Annotated in this window: 13 protein-coding genes; 9 read left to right on the forward strand and 4 right to left on the reverse strand. The window is 74.9% G+C overall.

All coding sequences use genetic code 11. The annotated features are described in order from the left end of the window. Positions 1-203: 203 nt before the first annotated feature. A complete protein-coding gene (locus ACFYQQ_RS23000; protein ID WP_388905016.1) occupies positions 204-1,178 on the reverse strand; it encodes a DMT family transporter in 975 nt (324 codons plus the stop codon). 547 nt (positions 1,179-1,725) lie between these two features. Then, on the reverse strand, positions 1,726-4,800 hold the full coding sequence (locus ACFYQQ_RS23005; RefSeq protein ID WP_388905017.1) for an FAD-binding and (Fe-S)-binding domain-containing protein: 3,075 nt from the start codon (positions 4,798-4,800) through the stop codon (positions 1,726-1,728). A 259-nt stretch (positions 4,801-5,059) separates the two neighbouring features. On the opposite strand from ACFYQQ_RS23005, the gene ACFYQQ_RS23010 reads away from it, so the two are divergent. The 7 genes from ACFYQQ_RS23010 to serC all read left to right on the forward strand — a co-directional run bounded on the left by ACFYQQ_RS23010 (position 5,060) and on the right by serC (position 11,992). Next, positions 5,060-6,904: an ATP-binding protein gene (locus ACFYQQ_RS23010; protein WP_388905018.1), complete on the forward strand. Its 1,845-nt coding sequence runs from the start codon at positions 5,060-5,062 to the stop codon at positions 6,902-6,904. Next, the gene (locus tag ACFYQQ_RS23015) at positions 6,901-7,308 is read left to right on the forward strand and encodes a roadblock/LC7 domain-containing protein (protein WP_121402281.1); all 408 of its coding nucleotides are present in this window, start codon (positions 6,901-6,903) and stop codon (positions 7,306-7,308) included. The genes ACFYQQ_RS23010 and ACFYQQ_RS23015 overlap by 4 nt, the downstream gene beginning before the upstream one ends. Next, complete coding sequence (locus tag ACFYQQ_RS23020; protein WP_355789268.1) at positions 7,305-7,652, forward strand: DUF742 domain-containing protein; 348 nt, start codon at positions 7,305-7,307, stop codon at positions 7,650-7,652. Before ACFYQQ_RS23015 ends, ACFYQQ_RS23020 begins: the two co-directional genes overlap by 4 nt. Continuing rightward, on the forward strand, positions 7,633-8,292 hold the full coding sequence (locus ACFYQQ_RS23025) for an ATP/GTP-binding protein (RefSeq protein ID WP_355789265.1): 660 nt from the start codon (positions 7,633-7,635) through the stop codon (positions 8,290-8,292). Before ACFYQQ_RS23020 ends, ACFYQQ_RS23025 begins: the two co-directional genes overlap by 20 nt. Continuing rightward, a complete protein-coding gene (locus tag ACFYQQ_RS23030) occupies positions 8,289-9,512 on the forward strand; it encodes a cytochrome P450 (protein WP_355789262.1) in 1,224 nt (407 codons plus the stop codon). The genes ACFYQQ_RS23025 and ACFYQQ_RS23030 overlap by 4 nt, the downstream gene beginning before the upstream one ends. After that, on the forward strand, positions 9,509-10,756 hold the full coding sequence (locus ACFYQQ_RS23035) for a cytochrome P450 (protein WP_355789259.1): 1,248 nt from the start codon (positions 9,509-9,511) through the stop codon (positions 10,754-10,756). The genes ACFYQQ_RS23030 and ACFYQQ_RS23035 overlap by 4 nt, the downstream gene beginning before the upstream one ends. Before the next feature lie 117 nt (positions 10,757-10,873). Continuing rightward, positions 10,874-11,992: a phosphoserine transaminase gene (serC, locus tag ACFYQQ_RS23040; protein ID WP_355789256.1), complete on the forward strand. Its 1,119-nt coding sequence runs from the start codon at positions 10,874-10,876 to the stop codon at positions 11,990-11,992. 71 nt (positions 11,993-12,063) lie between these two features. Here the strand turns inward: serC and ACFYQQ_RS23045 are convergent, their stop codons facing one another. After that, positions 12,064-12,852: an MBL fold metallo-hydrolase gene (locus tag ACFYQQ_RS23045; RefSeq protein ID WP_355795164.1), complete on the reverse strand. Its 789-nt coding sequence runs from the start codon at positions 12,850-12,852 to the stop codon at positions 12,064-12,066. A gap of 86 nt (positions 12,853-12,938) precedes the next feature. Here ACFYQQ_RS23045 and ACFYQQ_RS23050 point away from each other — a divergent pair, with 86 nt between their 5' ends. Next, positions 12,939-13,556: an ABATE domain-containing protein gene (locus ACFYQQ_RS23050; protein WP_388905019.1), complete on the forward strand. Its 618-nt coding sequence runs from the start codon at positions 12,939-12,941 to the stop codon at positions 13,554-13,556. Between the two features lie 159 nt (positions 13,557-13,715). On the opposite strand, the gene ACFYQQ_RS23055 is transcribed toward ACFYQQ_RS23050, so the two are convergent. Next, positions 13,716-14,714 (reverse strand): WD40 repeat domain-containing protein, encoded by a 999-nt coding sequence (locus tag ACFYQQ_RS23055; protein WP_355793961.1) that lies wholly within the window; start codon positions 14,712-14,714, stop codon positions 13,716-13,718. Between the two features lie 88 nt (positions 14,715-14,802). Between ACFYQQ_RS23055 and ACFYQQ_RS23060 the strand changes: the two genes are divergently transcribed. Continuing rightward, positions 14,803-15,483, forward strand: coding sequence for an SGNH/GDSL hydrolase family protein (locus ACFYQQ_RS23060; protein WP_355793962.1), 681 nt, complete (start codon positions 14,803-14,805; stop codon positions 15,481-15,483). Positions 15,484-15,553: the final 70 nt, after the last annotated feature.

Genomic DNA, 15,553 nt, shown 5'->3' on the forward strand with positions numbered 1-15,553 from the left:
GTGTTGCGTGCGGGGCACGTGGAGCGCGCGGGGCGCGCAGGTACGGCCGGCTCGTCCGGTACGCCGACCGCGCCGAGGCGTGGGACGGCCGCGCTCCCCGTCTCACGCCTCCTCGGTGACGGGGAGGGCGGAACGGGGAGCGCGGCTGCGGGGCTGGGCCGTGGGGCGATCCGGTGGTCAGCGCCCCGGGGTGCGGATGCCGGTCAGGAGGGTTCCAGGCCCTTGGCCTTGCCCCGGCCCACCTGGGTCCGTACGGCGCCCATGCTCGCGGCGATGACGAGGGCGATGGCGAGCGCCTCGAAGAGGGAGAGCGCCTGGTCCAGGACCAGGAACCCGGCGGTGGCCGCTACGGCCGGCTCCAGGCTCATCAGGATCGCGAAGGTGGAGGCGGGCAGGCAGCGCAGCGCGAGCAGTTCGAGGGTGTACGGCAGGACGGAGGACAGGATCGCCACGCACGCGCCCAGCGCGACGGTGGTCGGCACCAGGAGGTCGGAGCCGGACTCGGCGATGCCCAGCGGCAGGAACAGCACCGCCGCGACCACCATGGCGAGCGCCAGCCCGTCGGCCTGCGGGAAGCGACGGCCGGTGCGCGCGCTGAAGACGATGTACGCGGCCCACATGGCGCCCGCGCCCAGCGCGAAGGCGACGCCGGCCGGGTCCAGGCTGGTGAAGCCTCCGCCGCCGAGCAGGAAGACGCCGGCGAGGGCGAGTCCGGCCCAGACGAGGTTGATCGCGCGGCGGGAGGCGAGCACGGACAGGGCGAGCGGGCCGAGCACCTCCAGGGTGACGGCGGGGCCGAGCGGGATGCGGGCGACCGACTGGTAGAACAGCCCGTTCATCGCGGCCATGGCGATGCCGAAGACGACGACGGTGCCCCAGTCCGCGCGCGAGTGTCCGCGCAGCTTGGGCCGGCACACCGCGAGCAGCACGATCGCGGCGACGACGAGCCGCAGGGTCACGACGCCGAGCGCTCCGGCGCGGGGCATCAGGCTCACCGCGAGGGCGCCGCCGAACTGCACGGAGATCCCGCCCGCGAGGACCAGGCCGACGGGCGCGAGGGCGCCGCGGCCCCGGCTGCCGCCCTCGGTCGCGGACCCGGCGGCCGCGGCGAGGGACGGCTCGCTCGCCGTCGTGGCCGCGGCGACCACGGAAGGCTGGTCGGCGCTGGGGAGAGTCACGGGGGCCGTCCAAGGGATCGATCGGTGAGCGTGCATCACGCTGAACTTTCAAGTCCAGAGTAATGGACTCCGTCAGGGTTGTGAACCTCTTTTGCAGCTTACGACTCGGTGCGACACGTCACCTCCGAGCCTCGGCGGTTTCCGTCCGCCCGGCGCCCCCCGGTCGACCGGGGGGCGCCGGGGCCTCCTTCCCGGCGCCGGGCCGGCCGACCGGCGCTCCCCTGCACGCACGGGCGCGCGGCCCGAGTACCCGCCCAGGCGGGCAGCGCCCACAGGCGGGGATGCGGGTGCGAACGCAGACGGAGCTTCCCTGCGGAGGGCCGGCAGCACCCGCGCCCACGGCTCTCCTCCGCCGGTCCAGCACCGCGGGCGCCGCCCCTGCGGGCGCCTGCGGCCAGAAGCAGCACCCTCGGGGCCCGACGGGGGCGAGCGGGCGGGCGCGGACGCCCCGGGGCTTCCGCGCGGGAACCGGCAGCACCCGCGCGCCCGGGAGGCCCCCCTCCGGCCCGCCCCCTTCCGGCCTCCGGCCCGCCCCAGGCCGCGTCGGTCAGCGGACGCCGGGCGTCGCGTCCGGCGGTCCGTCCGGAGCGGCCGGGGTGTCGTCCGGCCCGGTCAGGGTGTCGTCCGGTCCCCTCGGGGTGTCGTCCAAGGCGTCCGCCAGCACCTCCGCGAGGTGTCTGCCCCGGCGCCCCGCGAGCTGGTCGAGCTGGGTGCGGCAGGAGTAGCCGTCCGCGAGGACCACCGCGTCCTCGGGGGCCGACCGCACGGCGGGCAGCAGCCGCTCCTCCGCGCAGGCCGCCGACACCTCGTAGTGGCCCTTCTCGAAGCCGAAGTTGCCGGCCAGGCCGCAGCAGCCACCCGTCAGGGTGCCGGTCAGCCCGGCCGCCTCGCGCAGCCGCCGCTCCGCCGCGTCGCCGAGGACGGCGTGCTGGTGGCAGTGGGTCTGGCCGACGGCCGGACGGTCGACGCGGGGCGGACTCCAGTGCGGCGCGTGCCGTTCGAGGGCCTCGGCGAAGGTGACCACGGCCGTCGCCAGCCGGGCGGCGCGGGGGTCGTCGTGGAGGAGTTCCGGGAGGTCGGTGCGCAGGGCGGCGGCGCAGCTCGGTTCCAGGACGACCACGGGCAGCCCGGCATCCAGGACCGGTTCCATCAGGTCCAGGGTGCGCCGCTGCACCGCGCGGGCGTGGTCGAGCTGGCCGGTGGAGACGTACGTCAGGCCGCAGCACACCCGCCCCGGGCGGCGTCCGGCGAATGTGCCCGGGCGGATCGGCCCCCGTGTCCTCCCGTCCCCGACCGGGGACGCCTTCGGCCGCACCCCCGGCGGGAGCACGACGGTGAGTCCGGCCGCCTCCAGGACGCGTACGGCGGCCCGGCCCACGGCGGGCGAGAGGTGCTCGGTGAAGGTGTCGGGCCACAGGACGACGGTGTCCAGCCCGGCGCCGGGCAGCGGCTCGCGCCCCTCCCGGACGAGGTCCCGCGCCCGGTCGCCGAACCGGCGCGACCACCAGCGGCTGAACGGCACCGGGGCCACCCGGGGCAGCCGCCGCTCGGGGGCGATGCCGCCGAGCCGCTTGGCGAGGGCCGCGAACGGCCGTACGGCGGCGAGGGAGTTGACGAGGCGGGCCGTGCGGGTGCGGGCGACGAGTTCCAGCCATACCGGCAGCCGGCCCATCGCGTAGTGCGCCGCAGGACGCCTGCGCCCGGCGTAGTGGTGGTGCAGGAACTCCGCCTTGTACGTGGCCACGTCGACGCCGACCGGGCAGTCGCTGCGGCATCCCCGGCAGGACAGGCACAGGTCCAGCGCGTCCCTGACCTCCGTGGAGCGCCAGCCGTCCGTCACGATCTCGCCGGCCAGCATCTCGTGCAGCAGCCGGGCCCGTCCGCGCGTGGAGTGCTCCTCCTCCCCCGTCACCCGGTACGAGGGGCACATCACCCCGGGACCCGGCTCCTGCGCGCGGCACTTGGCGACGCCCACGCAGCGCCGTACGGCCGCCCGGAAGTCCCCGCCGTCCGCCGGGTACCCGAAGGCCACGTCCACCGGCTCGCGCGGCAGCACCGCGAAGCGCAGGTTCCCGTCCAGCGGGCGGGGGCGCACCAGCATCCCGGGGTTGAGCAGGTCGTCCGGGTCCCAGACGGCCTTCGTCCGCTCGAACAGCGCGACCATCTCGTGGCCGTACATCCTCGGCAGCAGCTCCGCCCGCGCCTGCCCGTCCCCGTGCTCGCCCGACAGCGAGCCGCCGTGGGACACGACCAGCTCCGCCACCTCCTCGGAGAAGCGCCGGAAGCGGGCCACCCCGGCGCTCGTCAGCAGGTCGAAGTCGATACGCACGTGGATGCAGCCGTCGCCGAAGTGGCCGTAGGGCGTGCCCCGCAGCCCATGGGCCGCGAGCAGGCCGCGGAAGTCCCGCAGGTACGCGCTGAGCCTGGCCGGTGGCACCGCGCAGTCCTCCCAGCCGGGCCAGGCCTCGCCGCCGCCCGCCGTCCGGGTCGCCGTGCCGCTCGCGTCCTCGCGGATGCGCCACAGGGCGCGCTGCCCGGCCGGGTCGGTGACCACGAGGGCGTCCAGGACGTCCGCGGCCCGCACGATCGCGTCGGCCCGCGCGCGGGCCTCCCGCGGGTCCGCGCCGCCGGTCTCCACGAACAGCCAGGCCCCGCCCCGGGGCAGCCCCGCCTCCGAGCGCACCAGGTCGGCGGCCATGCCCTCCACGGTCAGCGGCCCGTACGGCAGCAGGCCCGCGGCGGCCTCCGCGGCCGCGCTCTCGTCCGCGTACGCGAGGACGGCGAGCGCCCGGGCGCGCGGCGCCTCCACCAGGCCGACGACCGCTTCGGTGAGGACGCCGAGCGTGCCCTCGGAGCCGCAGAAGGAGCGGGCGACGTCCGCGCCCCGCTCGGGGAGCAGAGCGTCCAGCGCGTAGCCGGAGATGCGGCGCGGCAGGTCGGGGAAGCCGGTGCGCAGCCGGGCCCGCTCCGCCTCCACGAGCGGGCGCAGTCCGTCGGGGGCGCCCGCCCAGTCGCGGCCGGGGCGCAGCGCCCGGCCGCGGGCCGTGAGGACGGACAGCTCGCGCACGTTGTCCGCCGTCGTCCCCCAGGCGACGGAGTGCGCGCCGCACGAGTTGTTGCCGATCATGCCGCCGAGGGTGCAGCGGCTGTGGGTCGAGGGGTCCGGGCCGAAGCGGAGGCCGTGCGGGGCCGCCGCCTCCTGGAGCCGGTCGAGGACGAGGCCCGGCTGGACGACGGCCGTGCGGGCCTCGGGGTCCAGGGCGAGGAGGCGGTTCATGTGCCGGGTGAAGTCGAGGACGACGCCGGTCCCGGTCGCCTGCCCGGCGATGGACGTGCCGCCGCCCCGGGGCACGACGGGCACGCCGTGGGCGCGGCACACGGACAGGGCGGCCGCCACGTCGTCGGCGTCCCTCGGGGCGACGACTCCCAGCGGTACGCGGCGGTAGTTGGACGCGTCCATGGTGTTCAGCGCGCGTGCCGTGGCGTCGAAGGAGACCTCGCCGCGTACGGCCGCGGCCAGCGCCTGCCGCAGCTCTCCCGGGTCCGCCGCGTCCGGTCCGCCGGGACCCCCCGGTCCCTGTCCCGCGGGACCCTTCCCGCCCTGCCGCCCGAGCTCCGTCATGTCTCCAGGATGCCTCCGGCCACCGCCCGCGGCCGGGCGCCGCGCGCCGTGCGGACGCCCCGCGCGCGCCGCGTGCCCGCCCGCGCATGCCACGAACCCGTCGAAATGCGGCCGGATTCCGAGACCAGAAACGGAACCTTCCCAATTCGATCACGAACTCTCATATAGTGACCGGCTGTTGGGCATCAGGTGTCGCTTCACGCGCAGAACAAGACTCTCGCCCAGAACACGACCGAGGCCCCGACCGAGGACACGATTCATGACCGCGCCCCTCCCCCCAGGCGATCGGCCCACCTTCCGCACGGTCGCGCCCGCCCCGCTGCTCACCGCCGCGCTCTCCGCCCTCGTGGTCGTCGGCGCGGTCGTCCTCGCCCCGGACTCCGTGCGCACGCCCCTCGCCTGGGGCGCCGGTGCGGGCGCCGTCCTGCTGTGCGCGGCCGTCGCCGTGGCCACCCGCGCCGCGCAGACGGCCAAGGTGCTGCGCCGCCGTATCGACGCCGTGACGGCGGACACCGGCCGGCTGCTGCACGAACGGGCGCGGCAGGCCGAGGAGTTCGCGCAGGAGCGCGGGCGCCTGGCCGGCGAGCTCGCCCAGGACCGCGCCCGGCTCGCCGAGGACGCGGCACGCGAACGGGTGCGCCTGACCGAGGAGTTCGCGCAGGAACGCGCGCGGCTCACCGAGGAGTCCGACCGTGAGCGCCGCCGGCTCACCGAGGACCGGGCCCGGCTCGCCGAGGAGAACGCCCGCCTCGCGGAGCGCGCCCGGCAGGCCGAGAACGCCCGCGACGCCGCCGTCTCCGCCACCGCCAACGCGGCCGGACGGATGCAGGCCCTGGCCACCGGCATGCTCGCCGACCTGCGGGCGATGGAGGAGCGGCACTCCGACGAGGAGGTCCTCACCGACCTGCTGCACCTCGACCACCGCACCGCGCAGGCGGGCCGTCTCGCCGACTCCGTCGCGGTCCTCGCGGGCGCCCGCTCCGGACGCCGCTGGGCCCGCCCGATCCCGATGGAGTCCATCCTGCGCGGCGCGATGGGCCGTATCAGCGGCTACCAGCGCGTGCGGGTGCACTCCGCGAGCGAGGCCGCCGTCTCCGGCCACGCCGCCGAGGGCGTCATGCACGCGCTCGCCGAACTCCTCGACAACGCCGCCAACTTCTCGCCGCCGACCGCCGAGGTGCACGTCTACGTCGAGGAGGTGCCGGCCGGTGTCATCGTCTCCGTCGAGGACAGCGGCCTGGTGATGGGCGACGTCCAGCTGCGCCGCGCCGAGAGCGCCGTGTCCGGCGAGGTCGCCGGACTGGGCGGGCTCACCGGCACCCGGCTCGGACTCGCGGTGGTCGGCCGGCTGGCCCGCAAGCACGGGCTCAAGGTGTCCTTCCGGCCGTCCGCGCGCGGCGGCACCGGCGTCCTGGTGCTCATCCCGCAGGACCTCCTGACGCCCCAGGCCGCCCCCGCCGGCGCCCGCCCGGCGGCCCTCGCCGGGTCCGCGGCGCAGGACGCACCGGCCACGACCCCGACCCACGCACCGGCGGCCATCACCCCGGCCGCGTCCGGGAGCGACGGGTCCGCGGAGCAGCCCCCGGCCCGGCCCCCGGTGTCGTACGCCGCCGCCCGCGCCGGCGCGGACCTCGACCCGGACCCGCTGCCCACCCACGAGTCGCCCCGCGCCGGACAGGACACCGGGGCCGGCGCCACCGGGGGGCTGCCCAAGCGCCGCCGGGGCCGCACCCTCGCCGCCGCCGAGCGCCGCGCCCAGGGTGCGCACGGCCACGGCCGGACCGACCGCGAGATGCCGTCCGCCGACGACACCAAGGCCCGCGTCGCCCGCTTCGGCAGCTTCCGCCAGGCGGTCCGCGGCACGGCCGGGGACCCGGGCTCCGCGCCGGGCGCCGCACCCGCCGACCACACCGCCGGCGACACCGGCCGCGCCCGGACCGGCCACGGGGACGCCCCCGTGGCCGCCCGCCCGGAGCCGGCCCGCTCCGCCCCCACCGACCCCGAAGAGGCCGTACGGGACTCCGCGCCCGCAGCGGCCGACGCCCCCGCCAGCCCCTCACACGCGCACTCCCCCTCGCACCCGGAAGGCGACACCACTCCATGACCGGCACCACCACCGCCGACGAGAAGCTCACCTGGCTCATCGAGGGCCTGCTGGAGCGCACCCCGGGAGCCCGGCACGCGCTCGTGCTCTCCCGCGACGGCCTGAAGCTGTGCCGTACGCCGGAGCTCTCCGTCGACCAGGCCGACCAGCTCGCCGCGATCGCCGCGGGCATCCAGTCGCTGTCCCACGGCGCCTCCGTCGAGTTCGGCGACGGCAGCGGCGGCGTGCGCTCGGCGATGGCCGAGTTCTACGGCGGCGTCCTGTTCATCGTGGAGGCCGGCGAGGGCGCGCACCTCGCCGTGGTCACCGGTGAGGACGCCGACGCCGGGCTGGTCGGGCACAACATGAGCGAACTCGTGGAGCAACTCGGCGAACACCTGAGCGCGCAGCCGCGTACGTCATGAGCCGCCCCGGCAGGGACGACGCCCCCGACCGGCTCTACACCCTCACCGGAGGGCGCACCCGGTCCGGGCCGGACACCCCGTTCGACCTGGTGACGCTGGTGGTCGCCGAGTGCGATCCGGTCACGGGCATGCAGTCCGAGCACGCCGCGATCCTGCGGCTGACCGACCGGCCCACGGCGGTCGTGGAGGTCGCCGCCGAGCTGCGGCTGCCGGTGAGCATCACCCGCATCCTGCTCTCCGACCTCCTCGCGGCGGGCCGCATCAGCGCCCGCCACCCGCAGAAGGACGCTCTACCCGATCCCGACATCCTGGAGCAGGTGCTCGTTGGACTCCGTAACCTCTGACGCGCGGACCCCCCTCGGGGCCACCGCCGACAACGGCCTGAAGATCGTGGTCGTGGGCGGCTTCGGCGTCGGCAAGACGACCCTGGTCCGCTCGGTCAGCGAGATCCGTCCCCTCAACACCGAGGAGACGATGACCCAGGCCGGCGAGGCCGTCGACGACATCAGCGAGGTGCGCGGCAAGTCCGCGACCACCGTCGCCTTCGACTTCGGCCGGATCACCCTCGACGCGCACAACGTGCTCTACCTGTTCGGCGCGCCCGGCCAGGAGCGCTTCTGGTTCCTGTGGGACCGGCTGTTCGCCGGCACGCTCGGCGCGGTCGTCCTCGTGGACACCCGGCGCATCGACGACTCCTGGTACGCCATCGACCGCCTGGAGCACCACGGCACGCCGTTCATCGTCGCCTGCAACGACTTCGGCGGCCCGGCCCACACCCCCGCCCAGATCCGCGAGGCCCTCGACCTCGACCCGCACGTCCCGCTGCTCGACTGCGACGCCCGCTCCCGCGCGTCCAGCAAGCACGTGCTGATCACCCTCGTCGAGCACATCCAGACCCTGTACGCGTCCCGGCCGGCCGGCGGCGCCGTCCCCGCCGCCCGGACCCCCGACGACACCCTGCAATCCCCGGAGTTGGCCCTGTGACCTCCGCCCCCGTGCCCCTGAGCGGGCCCAGGTTCCAGACCGAACCCGCGGCGCTGTACCGGGAGATGCGGCGCGAGCACGGCGCCGTGACCCCGGTGGTCCTCGACGGGGACATACCGGCGTGGCTGGTGCTCGGCTACCGCGAACTGCACCAGGTCACCGGCGACCCGGCGCTGTTCAGCCGGGACTCCGACCTGTGGAACCAGTGGGACCGCGTCCCCGACGACTGGCCGCTGCTGCCGATGATCGGGCGCAAGCAGCCCTCGATCCTCTACACCGTCGGCGAGCGCCACCGCGAGCGCGCCGCGATGATCAGCAACGCGCTCGAGGGCGTCGACCCCTTCGAACTGCGCGCCCACGCCGAGAAGTTCGCCGACGAGCTGATCGACGCGGTCTGCGCCAAGGGCGAGACGGACATCATCGGCGACTACGCGGCGCTGCTGCCGGTGCGCGTGCTGGCCCGGCTGTACGGCTTCTCCGACGAGGAGGGCCCCGGCCTGGTCACCGCCCTGAACGACATGATCAACGGGCGGGAGGGCGCGCTGGCGGGACAGCAGCACCTCGCCTCCTCGATGGCGCGGCTGCTCGCCGAGCGCAAGGCCGAGCCCGCGCACGACGTGGTCTCCCGCATGCTCGCGGACCCCTCCGGGTTCACGGACGAGGAGATCATGCAGGACCTGATGGTCATGATGGCCGCAGGCCACCAGCCGACGGCGGACTGGATCGGCAACTCGCTGCGCCTGATGCTGACCGACGAGCGCTTCGCCGCCTCCCTCTTCGGCGGCCGCAACAGCGTCGCCGAGGCCATGAACGAGGTCCTGTGGGAGGACACCCCCACCCAGAACGTGGCGGGCCGCTGGGCCTCCCGCGACACCCAGCTCGGCGGGCGCCGCATCCGCGCGGGCGACCTGCTGCTGCTCGGGCTCCAGGGGGCCAACTCCGACCCGCAGGTGCGCACCGACGGTTCCGCCCTGACCGGCGGCAACAACGCCCACTTCTCCTTCGGCCACGGCGAACACCGCTGCCCGTTCCCGGCCCAGGAGGTCGCCGAGGTCATCGCGCGCACCGGCATCGAGGTCGTCCTGGACCGGCTGCCGGACATCGACCTCGCCGTCCCGGCGGACGCCCTCGCGCGCCGCCCCTCGCCCTGGCTGCGCGGTCTCACCGAGCTGCCCGTGCGGTTCACCCCGACCCCGGCCCTTGGAGGCACGCCCGCATGACCACCCAGACGAGTCCGGCCGACGCCGAGACCACGCGGATCGCCCTGGACCCCTTCGTCACCGACCTCGACGCGGAGAGCGCCCGGCTGCGCGAGGCGGGGCCGCTGGCCGCCGTGGAGCTGCCCGGCGGCGTCCCGGTGTGGGCGGTCACGCACCACGCGGAGGCCCGCGCGCTGCTGACGGACCCGCGGCTGGTGAAGGACATCAACGTCTGGGGCGCCTGGCAGCGCGGCGAGATAGCCCCGGACTGGCCGCTGATCGGGCTCGCCAACCCCGGCCGCTCCATGCTCACCGTGGACGGCGCCGAGCACCGGCGGATGCGCACGCTGGTCGCGCAGGCCCTGACGCCCCGCCGCGTGGAGCGGATGCGCGGGCGGATCGCCGAGCTGACCGAGGGGCTCCTCGACGGGCTGGCCGGCGCCGGTGACGAGCCCGTCGACCTGAAGGCCGCGTTCGCCTACCCGCTGCCGATGTACGTCGTCGCCGACCTGATGGGCATCGACGAGGCCGAACTGCCGCGGCTCAAGGTGCTGTTCGAGAAGTTCTTCTCCACGCAGACCCCGCCCGCCGAGGTCATCGCCACGCTGACCGAGCTGGCCGGGATCATGGCGCAGACGGTCGCCGCCAAGCGCGAGAACCCGGGCGACGACCTGACCAGCGCGCTGATCCTCGCCTCGGAGGACGGCGACCACCTCACCGACGAGGAGATCGTCTCCACCCTCCAGCTGATGGTCGCCGCGGGCCACGAGACGACGATCTCCCTGATCGTCAACGCGGTGGTGAACCTGTCCACCCACCCGGAGCAGCGCGCGCTCGTCCTCTCCGGTGAAGCCGACTGGTCCGCCGTCGTGGAGGAGACCCTGCGCCACTCGACGCCGACCTCACACGTCCTGATCCGGTTCGCGACGGAGGACGTGCCCGTGGGCGACAAGGTGATCCCGGCGGGCGACGCGCTCATCGTGTCCTACGGCGCCATCGGCCGCGACGAGCAGGCGCACGGCCCCACCGCGGGCGAGTTCGACATCACCCGCACGTCCGCGAACCGGCACATCTCCTTCGGGCACGGGCCGCACGTGTGCCCGGGCGCCGCGCTCTCCCGTCTGGAGGCGGGCGTCGCCCTGCCCGCCCTCTACGAGCGCTTCCCCGCCCTCGACCTGGCGGTCCCGGCGAGCGAACTCCGCAACAAGCCGGTGGTGACCCAGAACGACCTGTTCGAACTGCCGGTGCGCCTGCGCGCGAACTGACCCTCCTGCCGCCTTACGCCGGACGGGGATCGCGACCCGTCCGGCCTACGGCCGGCCGCCGTCTCACCCGACGGACGACGTTTCACCCAGGTTTCCGTGAACGGCTAGGCTCCGCTCGTGGCTGAGATCCAGATTCCCTCCGACATCAAGCCCGCCGACGGCCGTTTCGGCGCGGGTCCCTCCAAGGTGCGGACAGAGGCGCTGGACGCCCTGGCCGCCACCGGCAGTTCGCTGCTGGGCACCTCCCACCGCCAGGCTCCGGTCAAGAACCTGGTCGGCAAGGTCCGCGAGGGCGTGAGCGCGCTGTTCTCGCTGCCCGAGGGCTACGAGGTCGTCCTCGGCAACGGCGGCTCCACCGCGTTCTGGGACGTCGCGACGCACGGCCTGATCGAGAACAAGTCGCAGCACCTGAGCTTCGGCGAGTTCTCCTCCAAGTTCGCGAAGGCGGCGAAGCTCGCCCCGTGGCTGGCCGAGCCCACCGTGATCACCAGCGACCCGGGCACGCACCCCGAGCCGTCCGCCGAAGCGGGCGTGGACGTGTACGCGTTCACCCACAACGAGACCTCCACCGGTGTCGCCGCCCCGATCAAGCGGGTCGCGGGCGCCGACGAGGGCTCCCTGGTGCTGGTGGACGCCACCAGCGGCGCCGGCGGCCTGCCCGTCGACATCACCGAGACGGACGTCTACTACTTCGCCCCGCAGAAGTCCTTCGCCTCCGACGGCGGCCTGTGGATCGGCGTCTTCTCCCCCGCCGCGATCGAGCGCGCCGAGCGCGTCCACGCGAGCGGACGGCACGTGCCGGAGTTCTTCTCGCTGCCCACCGCGATCGACAACTCCCGCAAGAACCAGACGTACAACACCCCGGCGCTGACCACCCTGTTCCTGCTGAACGAGCAGCTGGAGTGGATCAACGGCCAGGGCGGGCTCGACTGGTCGGCGGCCCGTACGAAGGACTCCGCCGGCCGGCTGTACGGCTGGGCCGACGACTCCAAGTACGCCACCCCGTTCGTCACCGACCCGGCCAAGCGCTCGCAGGTCATCGGCACGATCGACTTCGCGGACGAGATCGACGCGGCCGCCGTCGCCAAGGTGCTGCGCGCCAACGGCATCGTGGACACCGAGCCCTACCGCAAGCTCGGCCGCAACCAGCTGCGCGTCGCCATGTTCCCGGCGATCGACCCGGCGGACGTCGAGGCGCTGACGAAGTGCGTCGACTACGTCATCGAGAAGCTGTAACCGCCTTACGTACGACGGCGAAGGGCGCCCGGTGATCACCGGGCGCCCTTCGCGTTCCCGGGGCGGCCCGTTCAGGCGCGCTGCGTCCAGTCCTGGTCCAGGCGGTCGGCGAGGCCGGCGGCGGCGAACGCGGCCTCCAGCTCGTCGCGGCCCTCGGTGAAGTGCGCCCAGCTGTCGTGGTGGACGGGCACGACGCGCCCGGCGTCCAGGATGCGTGCGGCCTCGGCCGCCTGCGCGCTGTCCAGGACGAGCAGTCCGCCGTCGAAGAGCACGGGGAAGCGAGGGGCTCCGGCGAACAGGATGGCGGTGTCGACCGGGGCGAAGCGTCCGGCGATGTCCCGGACGGCGTCCAGCGAGGCGTTGTCGCCGCTGACGTAGACGGTCGGCAGGCCCTCGCCGGTCAGGACGAAGCCGACGACCTGGCCGGTGAGGGGTTCGACGTCCTCGCGCCTGCCCGGGCCGTGGATCGCGGGGACGCCGGTGACGGTGACCGTGCCGCCGTCCGGCCGCTCCAGCTCGACCGACTCGAAGTCGGCCAGACCCCTGGCCCCGCCCCCGAGGCGCTCGCCGCCGCCGGGGGTGGTGAGGGTGAGGGGGACGTCGGCGAGGAGGGCCCGGCCGGACCTGTCCAGGTTGTCGGCGTGCTCGTCGTGGGAGAGCAGGACGACGTCGACGGGGCCGAGGTCGGCGGGGGCGGCGGTGGAGGGGGCCGTCTTGGTCAGGGTCGGCCCTTGGGACGGGTAGTCGCCGGCGCCGTCGAAGGTCGGGTCGGTCAGGAAGCGCAGGCCGCCGTACTCGAACAGGGCGGTCGGGCCGCCGAACGTACGGACCGGGAACTGCGCGGTGTCGTGCCGGGACATGTCCACACCCTCATTCCTCACGGATAATCTCGTCAGTTTCCGTGATGAAGACTAGGCCGACGTCACGGAAAAACACAAGCGCTACCATGAGAGCCATGCGGAAGTCCCCGGCCACCGAGATCGCACAGGCGACCCTGCCCCCGGCCCCGGGCGCCGAGCGGTACCGCAGCCTGGACTTCGCCGACACCGCGGCGACCCTGCCCGGCGACCAGAGCTACGACGTGCTCGCCACCCCCGAGTCCGCGCGGCACTGGCTCGTCACAGGCGACCTGGCCACGCCGGACGTGCGGTTGTACGAGATGTGCTCCCAGCGCATGCGCACCCTGCGGGCACACGTACGGAACCTCTTCGCGGCACGCGTCGACGACGCCCCCGTGCCCGAGGAGTCCTTGCGGGCGGTGAACGAAGCGCTCACGGCCCTGCCCACCGCACCCCTGCTCGCCCGAGAGGGCGCCACGGGACTGCGCCGCGTCCAGGCCCACCCCACCGACCAGGCCGTCAACCACGCGCTGGCGACCCTCGCCGCCGACGCCGCCGACCTGCTCACCGGCCCGGACGCGGACCTCCTCGCCGCCTGCGGCTCCGCCCCCTGCGACCGCTTCCTCCTTCGGACCCACGGCCGGCGCCACTGGTGCTCCACGCGCTGCGGCGACCGCGCCCGCGCCGCCCGCGCCTACGCCCGGCGCGGCGGCACCTCGGCCTGAGGCGGATCACCGCGCCGCCCTCCGGGAGGGGCGCGGTGGAGCGTCCCGCCCTACCGGCCGGCGCCTCCGGGCCCGCCGGGAGCACGATCGCACCGGTCTCCCGCGGCGCACGCCCTCGCCCCGCGCGTCAGTTCACGCGGGCGCCCGCGGAGCGGTGTGCTATCCCCGTCGGCGCAGCCGCAGGCCCCCGAAGACGGCGACAGCCGCGATCGCCACGACGACGAGTGCGCCGGTGCCGACCTTCGTGCCGCCGGCCGGACCCCCGTCCCCGTCGCTGTGCCCGCTCGCCGAACCCCCGCCCCCCGACGGGGACTTGCCGTCGCCGGACCCCGGTACGCTCCCCGCCTGGACGGTGCTCCGCTCCCCCTCGGTCCCGTACAACAGCTCGGACCCGTCGGCGGTGTAGGTGACGGACTCGCCCTGCCCCTGGAGCGGCACGTCCAGCCGCGCCTGCCGCTCGGGCTTCCCGCCGTTCCAGCGGTAGGCGATGCCACCGAGGTAGCCGCGCACGGCGAGTTGGCGGCCGTCCGGGGAGAACGCCCCGTCGGTGGTCCACAGGCCGATGTCGGCGATGCGCCGGAAGACGTTCGTGCCGGAGGCCGAGAGCCGCGCGGGCGCCTCGTAGAGGCCGCCCCCGTCCTCGTTCTTCGAGACGATGTACACGCGCCCGGTCTTGGGGTGCACCATCATCGCCTCCGCGTCCCGGGGACCGTCGGCGTACTTCACGACGTACTGGGTGGCACGGACGGTCTGGTCGGCCAGCTTCTTCGGCTCGGGCAGCCTGTAGAGCCACACGTGGTCCCACCGGCCGCCGAAGTTGTCGCCGATGTCGCCGACCCAGATCTCGTTGCCCGGCCCGATGGAGACGGCCTCGACGTCACGGGGCGAGCCGATGCCGCTCAGCGTGACGGTGGCGACCGTCTTCCCGGTCCGGCTGTCGACCGCGTACAGGTACGGGCCGTCGTCGCTGTCGTTGTGGGTCCAGTAGACGCCGGGGTGCTGACGCGAGGCGGCGAGCCCGCTGGACTCGGTGATCCGCGGGTCCTCGATGGTGAACCCCCCGTCGTCGGCGGCCGCCGGTGCGGCCGGCCCCACGGCGAGCAGGGCTCCGGAGGCGGCGAGCAGGGCCGCGGCGAGGAAGGAGAAGGGTCGGCGCATGCGCCAAGCCTGCCATCCACGCCCGCCGTTCAGCTCGGGTGGCCATCCTCACACCCCAACCGCCGCGGTGATCCACCATGATGAGCGGATGCTCAGGTTCATGCCCGTCGGCGATTCGATGACGATCGGAAGCCCGGGCGAACACACATGGCGCTACCGGATGTGGCAGCACCTGCGCGCGGCGCACGGGGGACCCTTCCACATCGTCGGCCCGCGCGAGGCCCTGTACGACCCGGCGACCGGCACGCCCGGCTCGTACGCGTACGCGGACCCCGACTTCCCCCGCGCCCACCTGGCCGGCTGGGGCGAGGGCTGGCTGCACATGGCGCCGCTCATCCGGGAGGCGGTGAACACGCACCGGGCCGACGTCCTGCTGGTCTCCCTCGGCCTGATCGACCTCGGCTTCTACACGAACGCGGAGCAGACGGCCGGGAACGTGCGGCTCTTCGTCGCCGAGGCCCGGGCGGCGAACCCGCGCATACGCATGGCGCTCCTGCCGGTGATACCCAACGTGCGCGCGGAGTCGGACGCGCCGTTCGCCGCCGAGGTCGCCTCCTTCAACGAGCTGCTCGCCAAGGCCGTCGCCGACCTCGGCGAGCCCCGCTCCCCCCTGCTGCTGGCGTCCCCGCCCGCCTCGTACGACATCCACCTCGACACCTACGACGGCACCCATCCGAACGCGAGCGGCGAACACAAGATCGCGGAAGGGTTCGCGGACGCGCTGCACCAGGCCTGGGGGCTCGGCGGGCCGTACGCCGTCACCGCCTGACCGGCCGCCCCGCCGGGCGCGGCGCGGGCCCATGGTGACCGTGCGTCACCGAGACCACCGTCGCCTTCGG

Source organism: Streptomyces sp. NPDC005496 (assembly GCF_042872045.1).
In the GTDB taxonomy this organism is placed as follows: Bacteria; Actinomycetota; Actinomycetes; order Streptomycetales; family Streptomycetaceae; genus Streptomyces.

What these genes read in the sequence shown, in the direction of transcription:
- ACFYQQ_RS23060 (WP_355793962.1), top strand. Translation starts at nt 14,803, where the DNA reads ATGCTCAGGTTCATGCCCGTCGGCGATTCGATGACGATCGGAAGCCCG.
- ACFYQQ_RS23050 (WP_388905019.1), top strand. Translation starts at nt 12,939, where the DNA reads ATGAGAGCCATGCGGAAGTCCCCGGCCACCGAGATCGCACAGGCGACC.
- ACFYQQ_RS23035 (WP_355789259.1), top strand. Translation starts at nt 9,509, where the DNA reads ATGACCACCCAGACGAGTCCGGCCGACGCCGAGACCACGCGGATCGCC.
- ACFYQQ_RS23010 (WP_388905018.1), top strand. Translation starts at nt 5,060, where the DNA reads ATGACCGCGCCCCTCCCCCCAGGCGATCGGCCCACCTTCCGCACGGTC.
- ACFYQQ_RS23020 (WP_355789268.1), top strand. Translation starts at nt 7,305, where the DNA reads ATGAGCCGCCCCGGCAGGGACGACGCCCCCGACCGGCTCTACACCCTC.
- ACFYQQ_RS23055 (WP_355793961.1), bottom strand. Translation starts at nt 14,714, where the DNA reads ATGCGCCGACCCTTCTCCTTCCTCGCCGCGGCCCTGCTCGCCGCCTCC.
- ACFYQQ_RS23005 (WP_388905017.1), bottom strand. Translation starts at nt 4,800, where the DNA reads ATGACGGAGCTCGGGCGGCAGGGCGGGAAGGGTCCCGCGGGACAGGGA.
- ACFYQQ_RS23045 (WP_355795164.1), bottom strand. Translation starts at nt 12,852, where the DNA reads ATGTCCCGGCACGACACCGCGCAGTTCCCGGTCCGTACGTTCGGCGGC.
- ACFYQQ_RS23015 (WP_121402281.1), top strand. Translation starts at nt 6,901, where the DNA reads ATGACCGGCACCACCACCGCCGACGAGAAGCTCACCTGGCTCATCGAG.